Raw genomic sequence first — 10,527 nt, 5'->3', positions numbered from 1 at the left:
CGGGCACCCGCGGGTGCCCGGCCCCGGTGGGCTCCCGTCCCACGCCCGCCCCACCGGCCACCCCACCACGCCTCGACGAGGAGGTCCCTCCCGTGGACTGGCTGCTCGACGCCGACAGCACACCCCACAAGCTCGCCCTCATGGTCTTCGCCGTCGTCGCCTTCGCGGCGGTGATGGGCCTCATCCTCTTCGCCGTCGACCGGCCCATGCGCGTGCCGAACTGGCTCGTCGTCAGCGCCTTCGTCGGCCCCGCCCTGCTGCTCGTGGCGGTCGGCCTGGTCTACCCGGCCCTGCGCACCCTGTGGCTCTCGTTCCACTCCCCCGACGGCAGCGCCTGGGTCGGCCTGGCCAACTACCAGACGGTGTTCACCACGACCGGTCTGCAGGTCGTCCTGCGCAACACCGTCCTGTGGGTCGTCCTCATCCCGCTGATCGCCACCGGCTTCGGCCTCGTCTACGCCTACCTCGTGGACCGCACGCGGTTCGAGGCGCTGGCCAAGGCCCTCATCTTCCTGCCGATGGCCATCTCCGGCGTCGCGGCCGGCCTCATCTGGCGGTTCGTCTACGAGTACCGCCCCGACCAGCAGGGCGTGGAGCAGATCGGCCTGCTCAACCAGCTGCTCGTCTGGCTGGGGATCGAGCCGTACCAGTTCCTGCTCGGTCAGCCGTGGAACACGCTCTTCCTCATCGTCGTCATGGTCTGGATCAACGCCGGCTTCGCCATGACGGTGCTGTCGGCCTCCATCAAGGCGATCTCGGACGACATCGTCGAGGCCGCCCGGCTCGACGGCGTCACCGGCTTCCAGATGTTCCGGTCCGTGACCGTGCCGAGCATCCGGCCCGCCCTCGTCGTCGTCCTCACCACCGTGGCGATCAGCACCCTGAAGGCCTTCGACGTCGTCTACGTCATGACCGGCGGGCAGTTCGGCACCGGCGTCGTGGCCAGCGAGTTCTACTCGCAGTCCTTCCGGCAGTTCAACCAGGGCATCGGCGCCGCGCTGGCGGTCCTGCTGTTCGCCCTCGTCGTGCCGATCATCGTCTACAACGTGCGGCAGATGCGCCTGGCGGAGGAGGTCCGGTGAGCGGGCAGACCGAGCAGACCCGGGTGGTCGCGTCCGAGACCGCCCAGATCGACCCGACGGGCCCGCGCAAGCTGACCCGCGCGGAGAAGCGGGCCGTGGAGGCCAAGAACCGGCTCAGCTCGCCGGCGGCCTCGATCATCGCCCTGCTCATCGCGCTGCTGTGGACGGTGCCCACGCTGGGGCTGCTCGTCACCAGCGTGCGCACCCGCAACGACATCCAGGCCGACGGCTGGTGGAACGCCTTCGCCCGGCCGCTGTTCACCGGGTACAACTACACCTCGGCGCTGGAGACGGGGCTCGGCGAGAACTTCGTCAACACCCTCGTCATCACCGTGCCGGCGGTGGTCATCCCCATCACGCTGGCGCTGCTGGCCGCCTACGCGTTCGCGTGGATCCCCTTCCGGGGCCGCGAACTGCTGTTCGTCGCCGTCTTCGCGCTGCAGGTCGTGCCCATCCAGGTCACCCTCATCCCCCTGCTGTCGCTGTACGTCGACACCGGGATCGCCGGCTCGTTCTGGACGGTGTGGCTCTCGCACGCCATGTTCGGCCTGCCGCTGGCGATCTTCCTGCTGCACAACTTCATGAAGGACATCCCCGCCTCGCTCGTGGAGGCCGCGCGGATGGACGGCGCCGGGCACGTCACCATCTTCTTCAAGGTGCTGCTGCCCCTGCTCGTGCCGGCCATCGCGGCGTTCGGGGTGTTCCAGTTCCTGTGGGTGTGGAACGACCTGCTCGTGGCGCTGACGTTCGCCGGCAGCGGCGCCACGCCGCTGACGTCGGCCATCGCCGACCTCGCCGGCACCCGCGGCAACGCGTGGTTCCTGCTCGCGCCGGGCGCCTTCCTGGCCATGCTCGTGCCGCTCGTGGTGTTCATCGCCCTGCAGCGGTTCTTCGTGCGCGGCCTGCTGGCCGGGTCCGTCAAGGGCTGATCGCCGGCTCGCCGTCCGCACCCGCACAGCCGTCCCCGCGCCGCAGCAGTGGTGCGGGGACGCTGCTGTTCAGCCCTCCGCCGGCTCCGGGTCCTCGGCGGGCTCGGCGACGGCCTCCGGGCCGCCCTCGAGCAGCGCGCGGAAGCCGTCCTCGTCGAGGATCCGCACCCCCAGCTGCTCGGCCTTGTCGGCCTTGGAGCCGGGGGCCTCGCCCACCACGACGAACGACGTCTTCTTCGACACGCCGCTGGAGGCCTTGCCCCCGCGCGCCAGGACGGCCTCCTTCGCCTCGTCGCGGGTGAACCCGCTCAGCGAGCCGGTCACCACGACGGTGAGCCCCTCCAGGACGCGCGGGACGGACTCGTCGCGCTCGTCCTCCGTGCGGACCCCGGCCCGGCGCCACTTGTCCACGACGGCGCGGTGCCAGTCGACCTCCAGCCACTCGCGCACCGCCTCGGCGATGGTCGGGCCCACGCCCTCGGCGGCCGCGAGCTCCTCCGGCGAGGCGGCCTCGATCGCCGCGAGCGAGCCGAAGCGCGTCGCCAGGGCCCGCGCCGCCGTCGGCCCGACGTGGCGGATCGACAGCGCGACCAGCACCCGCCACAGCGGCTGCGACTTGGCGGCCTCCAGGTTGGCCAGCAGCCGGCGCCCGTTGGCCGACAGGGTGCCGTTCTTGTTGGTGAACAGCGGCACCCGCAGCAGGTCGTCCTCGGTGAGGTCGAACAGGTCGCCCTCGTCGGTGACGACCCCGGCCGCCGGCAGCGCCGTGGCCGCCTCGTAGCCCAGCGCCTCCACGTCGAAGGCACCGCGGCCGGCGACGTGGAAGATGCGCTCGCGCACCTGGGCGGGGCAGCTGCGGGCGTTGGGGCAGCGGATGTCCACGTCGTCGGCCCGCTCGCGGCGCAGCGTCGTGCCGCACTCGGGGCACTCGGTCGGGAAGACGAACTCGCGCTCGTCGCCCGTGCGCAGGTCCACGACGGGGCCGACGACCTCGGGGATGACGTCGCCGGCCTTGCGGACCACGACGGTGTCGCCGATGAGCACGCCCTTGCGCTTGACCTCGTCGGCGTTGTGCAGCGTGGACAGCTGCACCGTCGAGCCGGCCACCTTCACCGGCTCCAGGAACGCGAACGGGGTGACCCGGCCGGTGCGGCCGACGTTGACGCGGATGTCGTGGAGCTTCGTGGTCACCTCCTCCGGCGGGTACTTGAACGCGATCGCCCAGCGGGGCGCGCGGGAGGTGGCGCCCAGCCGCCGCTGCAGCGGCACCTGGTCGACCTTGACGACGACGCCGTCGATCTCGTGCTCGACGTCGTGGCGGTGCTCGCCGTAGTACCGCACGTACTCGGCGACCTCGGGCAGCGTGTCGACGACGCGGGCGCGCGCGGGCACCGGCAGGCCCCAGCGGGCGAGCTTGTCGTAGGCCTCGGACTGGGTGGCGTTCTCCATGCCCCGCCGTGCACCGATGCCGTGCACCAGCACGCGCAGGGGGCGCGAGGCCGTCACCCGGGGGTCCTTCTGCCGCAGCGAGCCGGCCGCGGCGTTGCGCGGGTTCGCGAAGGGCGCCTTGCCGGCGTCCATGATCCGGGCGTTGAGCTCCTCGAAGGCGGCGACGTGGAAGAACACCTCGCCGCGCACCTCCAGCAGCTCGGGCAGGTCCTCCCCGGTGAGCTGCTGCGGGACGTCGGCGATGGTGCGCACGTTGAGGGTGACGTCCTCGCCCGTGCGGCCGTCGCCGCGGGTGGCGGCCCGCACGAGGCGGCCGTCCTCGTAGACCAGGTCGATCGCCAGGCCGTCGATCTTCGGCTCGCACAGGTAGCGGGCGCCCTCGCCGACCTCCTTCTCCACCCGTGCCGCCCACGCGGACAGCTCGTCGGTGGTGAAGGCGTTGTCCAGGCTGAGCATCCGCTCGGGGTGGTCCACGGCGGTGAACTCCGTGGAGAACGTGCCGCCGACGGTCTGCGTCGGGGAGTCCGGCGTGCGCAGCGGCGGGTGCTCGTCCTCCAGGGCGCGCAGCTCGCGCTCCAGGGCGTCGTACTCGCCGTCGCTGAGGGGCGAGGCGTCGCGCACGTAGTAGGCGAACCGGGCGGCCTCGATCCGCTGGACCAGCTCCTGCCAGCGGTGCCGCGCGGCGGCGGGGACGTCCCCGCCCGGCGGGTCCTCGACGGTGCTCTCGGCGCTCTGGCTCACGTCGTCCATCCTGCCGCCCGGGTCCGACACGTGCAGGAGGGAGGGTCACGCAGCGTTCACCGGGGTGACCACCGGCGTCCGCCCACCGGCCGCGGTGGCTGTCCTACCGTCCCGGCCCGTGACTCCCCGCACCCGGCGCTCCTCCGCCGCCCTCGTCCTCGCCGGCACCACCCTCGCCGGCGCCACCTTCGCCGGGGGCCTCGCCACCGGCGCCACGGCCTCCGCGCGCACCGACCGCCCCGGCGACGACCTGCCCGCCCAGTCCGCCCGGCTGCTCGAGCGCCACGTGCTGCCCGCGGACACCTTCGGCGAGCCCGTCCCCAGCGGTGCGGCGGTCGAGGGCGCCAACGGCGTCGAGGTGCCCTTCGACGCCCAGCCCGTGCAGGGGTTCTCCGGGCTCCTGCTGCAGGAGGACGGCAGCTGGCTGGCGCTGTCCGACAACGGCTACGGCGCCAAGGCCAACAGCGCTGACTTCCTGCTGGCCGTGCACCGCCTGCAGCCCGCCGACGACGGTTCCGTCGAGGTCGTCCCCGGCGGGTTCGGCCTCTCGGACCCGTACCGCCACGTCCCGTGGGACCTCGCGCGCGAGGACCGGCGGCTGACCGGCGCCGACTTCGACCCCGAGAGCTTCCGGCGGGCGCCCGACGGCACGTTCTGGTTCGGCGAGGAGTTCGGTCCCTTCCTGCTGCGCACCGACGCCGCCGGCCGCGTCCTGCAGGCGCCCGTCCCGCTGCCGGGCGTCACCTCCCCCGACTCCCCGCTGCTCGGGGAGGGCGAGCCGACCCTGGGCCGCAGCAAGGGCTTCGAGGGCATGGCGCTGTCCGCCGACGGCCGCTACCTGTTCCCGCTGCTGGAGGGCCCGGTCGCCGGCGACGACCCGCAGGACCTGCGCGTGCTGCGCTACGACACCGTCCAGGGCCGCTACCGCGGCGAGGAGTTCACCTACCGGCTGGAGTCGCCGGCCAACGCCATCGGCGACCTGACCGCCGTCGACGACCACCGGTACCTCGTCCTGGAGCGGGACAACGGGGAGGGGCCGACCGCGGTGTTCAAGGCGCTGTTCCTCGTGGACACCTCCCGGCGCGACGCCGCGGGGCACCCGCGCAAGGAACTGCTCGTCAACCTCCTGGCCGTCCCGGACCCGGACGGGGTCGCCGGGGACGCCCCGTTCGCGACGTTCCCGTTCCAGACGATCGAGGGCGTCGACGTCGCCGGCCCGCACACCGTCGTCGTCAGCAACGACAACAACTACCCGTTCTCGGCCGGGCGCGCCGAGGGGGTGCCGGACGACGACGAGTTCTTCACCGTCGAGGTGCAGGCCGACCTGTCCTGAACCGTGGCCGGCCCGTGGCGCGGACCCGCGTCAGGCGGTCCGCGCCACGGGCCGGCGCAGCACCGTGAACTCCAGGTCGTCGCGGCGCGGCAGCCCGAACCGCTCGTCGCCGTGGGGGAAGGGCCGGCGCTCCCCCGTGGCGCGGAACCCCAGGCGCTCGTACCAGGCGATGAGGTCGGTGCGCTGGGCGATGACGGTCATCTCCAGCGCGCCGGCCCCCCACCGGCGCACCGCCTCCGCCTCCGCGGCGGTCAGCAGGAACCGGCCCGTGCCGCGGCCCTGGCGGGCGGGGTCGACGGCGAACATGCCGAAGTACGCGGCCGCCCCCGCACCCGCGCCCGCGCGCAGCTCGCAGCAGCCGACCGGTGCCCCGTCGTCCGCGGGGTCCAGCGCCAGCAGGACGAGGGCGTCGGGCGCGTCGACGACGGCGGCGACCGCGGCCTCGTCGGTGCGCTGCCCGTCGAGCAGGTCCGCCTCGGTGGTCCAGCCCGCGCGGCTGGCCTCGCCGCGGTAGGCGGACTCCACGAGGGCGACGACGGCCGGCACGTCGTCGTGACCGGCGGGGCGCACCCGCAGGTCCGGGGCGGGGGGTCGCTCAGTCACCGGAGGACTCCAGCACGGCCGCCGCGACCGCGCGCAACCGGCCCAGCAGCGGGCGCACCGCCGCGGGCGGCAACCCGGCCGGGCCGCCGGCCGGGGCGACGACCACGTCGGCCAGGTCCGCGGCGGGCAGGCCCACCCGCCGCCAGGGCACGCGCAGCGCGTCGACGGCCTCGGGCACGGGCGGCGGCGCGGCGCGCGCCGCCAGCAGCTCCGCCCACAGCCGCACCCCGGACTCCACGGTGGCGGCCACCGACTCCCACCCGGCGTCGCCCAGGCCGCTCACGTCGACGGCGAGGGCGTCGGCGCCGCACGAGCGGGCCAGCGGCCAGGGGGTCTCCTGCGCCGGCAGCCGCAGGACCGCGCCCGCCCCGGCGGCGCGCACCGCGTCCACCAGCGCGCTCAGCACGGCGCGCACCTCCGGCTCCTCGACCGCGCGCAGCGTGCCGTACCCGCTCTGGGTGGGCAGGCGCCCGGCCAGGACGGCCGGCAGCGACGGCTCGTCGAGCTGGACCAGGACGTCGGCGCCCGGCACCAGGCGGCGCACGTCGGCCACGTGCGCGGCCACGCCCTCGGCCAGCGACGCGGCGACGTCCCGGCGCGCCCCGGCGTCGGAGACGCTGCGCTCCCCCCGGGGCAGCTCGACGGCCGCCAGCAGCGACCACGGCCCCAGGACCCGCACGACGAGCGGGCCGCGCCAGTCCTGCGCGGCCTCGGCGAGCTCGTCGAGGTCGGCGCGCAGGAAGGAGCGCGCGCGCTCCACGTCGCGGCCCGGGCGGTCCACGAAGCGCCACCCGGCCGGCTGCAGGTCCACGGGCAGCTCCACGAGCAGCGCCGCCGTGCGGCCGGTCGCGTCGGCGCCCGGCCCGCGGGCGGGCAGCTGCGGCAGGGACGGCGCGTGCGGGGCCTCGCCCAGCTCGCCGAAGACGGTGCGCAGGGCCTCGCGGGGGTCGGTGCCGGGCAGCGGCCCGGGGGCGGTGGCCGCGCCCCGCAACCGGTGGACCGCGGCGGGCCCCTCCTCCGGTGCGGAGTCGGGCGCGGGGTCGGGCGCGGGGTCGGGGCGGTCGGGCACGTCGCCGGACGCTACCCGCGGGTCGGCCGATCGGCGGACCCGGCTCGCACCGCTCGTCCGTCGCCACGGGCGCGCGGGGTGCGGGTGGATGTGATCACCCAGGACCCGCACAGCCCCCGCACGGAAGGCGCACCATGCACCCGACCGCACCACCGGCCGTCCCCCCGGGCCCCCGCCCGCTCCGGCCCGCCCGCCGCCGCACCGCCGCGCTGGCCTCCGGGACCGGCGCGGCGCTCGCAGCGACCCTGCTGCTGGGCGCGGGCCCGGCCGCCGCGGCGCCCGCTCCCCCGCAGGCCCCGCCGACGGCCGGGCTGCCCGGCACGGGCGAGCTGTCCGCGCTGGCCACGGCGCGCCCGGCGACGCTCGCGGACGCGCAGGAGCAGTTCCTCGCGCGCACCCCGGCCCGCTACGCCGAGCAGGAGCTGACCTGGGCGCCGTGCCCGCCGGAGTGGCTGCAGCTGCCGCAGTTCGCCGAGCTGCTGGAGTGCGCGGCCGTGCAGGTGCCGCGCGACTGGGGCAATCCCGAGGAGGGCGAGCCGCTGCGCGTGGCGGTCAGCCGGCTGCCGCGCCCCGGGGGCGAGCGCCCGGAGCGGACGGTGATCACCAACCCCGGCGGGCCGGGCGGGTCCGGCCTGGAGCTGGCCGCCGCCATCGGCGCCGTGCCCGGGCTGGAGGGCACCGAGGTCATCGGGCTGGACGTGCGCGGCACGGGCGCCAGCACCCCGCTGCGCTGCGGCGAGGAGGCCGCGCTGGCGCAGGCCTCCGCGCCCGACTACCGCGACCGCTCCCCGGAGGCGCTGCTGGCGACGGCCGACGCGGTGGCCGCCACCGCCGCGGCCTGCGCCGACGACCCGCTGGTGGACGTCGTGACCACCGAGCAGACCGTCGCCGACATCGACCTCGTCCGCCACGTCCTGGACCGCGGGACGATCGACTGGGTCGGCTACTCCGCCGGCACCTGGCTGGGCGCGCAGTACGCGACGTACTTCCCGGCGCGGACCGGCCGGTTCGTGCTCGACAGCGCGCTGGACGTGACCGCTCCCTGGCAGACGGCGTTCGCCGAGAACCAGGCACCCGCCTTCCAGCGCCGCTTCGAGCAGGACTTCGCCCCGTGGGCGGCGCAGCACGCGCGCCTGTTCCACCTCGGCACCACGCCGGAGGAGGTCGGCGCCACCTACGAGCGGCTGCGCGCGGACCTGGCCGCGCGCCCGCTGCAGGTGCCCGTCCTCGGCCTGAGCGTCGACGGTGTCCTGCTGGACGCGCTCGTGCTGCAGTCGATGTACGGCAAGGCGAACTTCGAGACGCTCGCCTGGACGCTGCGCGGACTGCGGACGGTGGCCGACCTCGCCGCGTGGGGCGACCGCGCGGGCGCCGAGCGCGCCACCGCGGAGCTGACCCGGCGCCTGCAGGAGCTGCTGCCGCCCGAGCTGCTGAGCACCGAGGAGAGCGGGTCCGAACAGGGCGGGGTCCCGCCGCACCCGTACACCCTCCAGGCCACCTTCCTCGCGACCACCTGCAACGACACCGCCTGGACGCGCGGCAGCGCGTTCTGGGAGGAGCTCAGCGAGCGCCAGGGCAGCGCGCACCCCCTGCGCGGGTGGGCGACGCTCCAGCAGCCGTGCGGGTACTGGGACCGCCCCGCGCTGACCCTGCCGCGCCCCGACGGCCGCGACCTGCCGCCCCTGCTCGTCGTGCAGTCCGAGAACGACCCCGCGACCCCGGTCGAGGGCGCCCGGGTCACGCACGAGGCGCTGCCCAGCTCCCGGATGATCACCGTCACCGGGGAGGGCGACCACGGCGTCTACGGGACCATCGGCAACGCCTGCGTCGACGACGTCGTCACCACGTTCCTCGTCACCGGCGAGGCGCCCGCGGGCGACGTGACCTGCGAGGGCACCGGGATCCCCGACCCGGGCCTGGCGCGGCTGCTGGACACCCCGCTGCGCGACCTGCTGCCCGGCGCCTGAGCGGCACCGGCGGCCTGACCCGATGATGGAGCCGTGAGCACCCCGCCCGTCCCCGCCGCGACGAGTCCCGCCGCGACGCCCCCCGGCGCGCCCGCGTGGGCGGGCGCGGCCGGGGAGGAGGAGCGCCGCCGCGGCCTGCGCCGGATGCGGGTGGTGGCCACCGGCCTGCTGGTGCTCGCGGCGGTCGTCTACTGGGCCACGGCCGGGCGCGAGGGCGCCTGGGAGTGGGTCAACGCCGCCTCCGAGGCCGCGATGATCGGCGCGGTGGCGGACTGGTTCGCCGTCACCGCGCTGTTCCGGCACCCCCTCGGGATCCCCATCCCGCACACGGCGCTGATCCCGCGCCGCAAGGACGCCCTCGGCGCGACCCTGCAGGAGTTCGTGCGCGACAACTTCCTCGCCGAGGAGGTCGTGCGGGACAAGGTCGCCCGCGCCGGCGTCCCCCGGCGGGTCGGCCTGTGGCTGACCCGCAAGGGGGGCGCCGAGCGCGTCGTGCAGGAGGCCGCCAGCGTCGTCGGCGGCGCGCTGGGGGTGCTGCGCGACGAGGAGGTCACCGCCGTCCTGGACCAGGTGCTCGTCAAGCGGTTCGCCGCCGAGCCGTGGAGCCCGGCCCTGGGCCGGCTGCTGGCCGAGGTGGTGCGCGACGGCACCCACCACCCCGTCGTGGACCTCACGCTGGCCGAGGCCCAGCGCTGGCTGCGCGCCAACGAGGCCACCGTGCGCCGCCTGGTCGAGGACCGGGCGCCGGAGTGGGCGCCGAACTGGCTCAACGAGCGGCTGGGCCGGCGCGTGCACACCGAGGCCACCCGCTGGGTCGACGACGTCGTCGCCGACCGCGACCACCCCGGCCGCAGGGCGATCGACGACCTGCTGGCCCGCTACGCCGAGGCCCTGCAGCACGACCCGGTGACCCGGGCCAAGGCCGACGACTTCCAGCGCCGGCTGCTGTCCTCCCCCGGCCTGGCCGACACCGTGCAGGGGGTGTGGACCTCGCTGCGCGGCTACCTGCTGGACGCGGTGCAGGACCCGACGTCGTCGCTGCGCGCGCGCACCCTGGAGGCCGTCACCGACGTCGGGCACCGCCTCGTGGACGACGAGGTGTTCGCCCGCCGCGTCGAGGGTCACCTGACGGACGCCACGGGGTTCCTCGTGCGCCGCTTCGCGCCCGAGCTGTCCAGCGTCATCTCCGACACCGTGCAGCGCTGGGACGGGCGCGAGGCCGCGAACCGGATCGAACTGCTCGCCGGGCGCGACCTGCAGTTCATCCGCATCAACGGCACCGTCGTCGGAGCCCTGGTGGGGCTGGTGATCCACGGTCTCACGGTGCTGCTGGTCGGCTGACGCACTACCGTCG

The 10,527-nt window shown here is 75.6% G+C and carries 8 protein-coding genes; 5 read left to right on the top strand and 3 right to left on the bottom strand.

The window, feature by feature from the left end; genetic code table 11:
• Positions 1–92 precede the first annotated feature (92 nt).
• Positions 93–1,082: a carbohydrate ABC transporter permease gene (locus AB8M62_RS16990; RefSeq protein ID WP_369070304.1), complete on the top strand. Its 990-nt coding sequence runs from the start codon at positions 93–95 to the stop codon at positions 1,080–1,082.
• Positions 1,079–2,011 (top strand): carbohydrate ABC transporter permease, encoded by a 933-nt coding sequence (locus AB8M62_RS16985; protein ID WP_373694980.1) that lies wholly within the window; start codon positions 1,079–1,081, stop codon positions 2,009–2,011. Before AB8M62_RS16990 ends, AB8M62_RS16985 begins: the two co-directional genes overlap by 4 nt.
• A 69-nt stretch (positions 2,012–2,080) precedes the next feature.
• Here AB8M62_RS16985 and ligA read toward each other — a convergent pair whose 3' ends face one another.
• Positions 2,081–4,210 carry an NAD-dependent DNA ligase LigA gene (gene ligA / locus AB8M62_RS16980; RefSeq protein ID WP_373694979.1) on the bottom strand — a complete coding sequence of 710 codons (2,130 nt, stop codon included), beginning with the start codon at positions 4,208–4,210 and terminating at the stop codon, positions 2,081–2,083.
• A 109-nt stretch (positions 4,211–4,319) separates the two neighbouring features.
• On the opposite strand from ligA, the gene AB8M62_RS16975 reads away from it, so the two are divergent.
• On the top strand, positions 4,320–5,534 hold the full coding sequence (locus tag AB8M62_RS16975) for an esterase-like activity of phytase family protein (protein ID WP_369070302.1): 1,215 nt from the start codon (positions 4,320–4,322) through the stop codon (positions 5,532–5,534).
• Between the two features lie 30 nt (positions 5,535–5,564).
• Here AB8M62_RS16975 and AB8M62_RS16970 read toward each other — a convergent pair whose 3' ends face one another.
• Both AB8M62_RS16970 and AB8M62_RS16965 read right to left on the bottom strand, forming a co-directional pair.
• Positions 5,565–6,137, bottom strand: coding sequence for a GNAT family N-acetyltransferase (locus AB8M62_RS16970; protein WP_369056432.1), 573 nt, complete (start codon positions 6,135–6,137; stop codon positions 5,565–5,567).
• Positions 6,130–7,206, bottom strand: a complete 1,077-nt coding sequence (locus AB8M62_RS16965) for a uroporphyrinogen decarboxylase/cobalamine-independent methonine synthase family protein (RefSeq protein ID WP_369070301.1) — start codon at positions 7,204–7,206, stop codon at positions 6,130–6,132. Before AB8M62_RS16965 ends, AB8M62_RS16970 begins: the two co-directional genes overlap by 8 nt.
• Positions 7,207–7,340: 134 nt before the next feature.
• Here AB8M62_RS16965 and AB8M62_RS16960 point away from each other — a divergent pair, with 134 nt between their 5' ends.
• Together AB8M62_RS16960 and AB8M62_RS16955 are read left to right on the top strand one after the other, a co-directional pair.
• Positions 7,341–9,173, top strand: coding sequence for an alpha/beta hydrolase (locus AB8M62_RS16960; protein ID WP_369056434.1), 1,833 nt, complete (start codon positions 7,341–7,343; stop codon positions 9,171–9,173).
• 33 nt (positions 9,174–9,206) lie between these two features.
• Positions 9,207–10,514: a DUF445 domain-containing protein gene (locus tag AB8M62_RS16955; protein ID WP_369056435.1), complete on the top strand. Its 1,308-nt coding sequence runs from the start codon at positions 9,207–9,209 to the stop codon at positions 10,512–10,514.
• The last annotated feature ends 13 nt before the right edge of the window (positions 10,515–10,527 follow it).

The organism is Kineococcus terrestris (assembly GCF_041020755.1).
In the GTDB taxonomy this organism is placed as follows: Bacteria; Actinomycetota; Actinomycetes; order Actinomycetales; family Kineococcaceae; genus Kineococcus; species Kineococcus terrestris.
The sequence above is the reverse complement of the archived record's forward strand: the minus strand, read 5'-3'. Positions and strand labels throughout refer to the sequence as shown.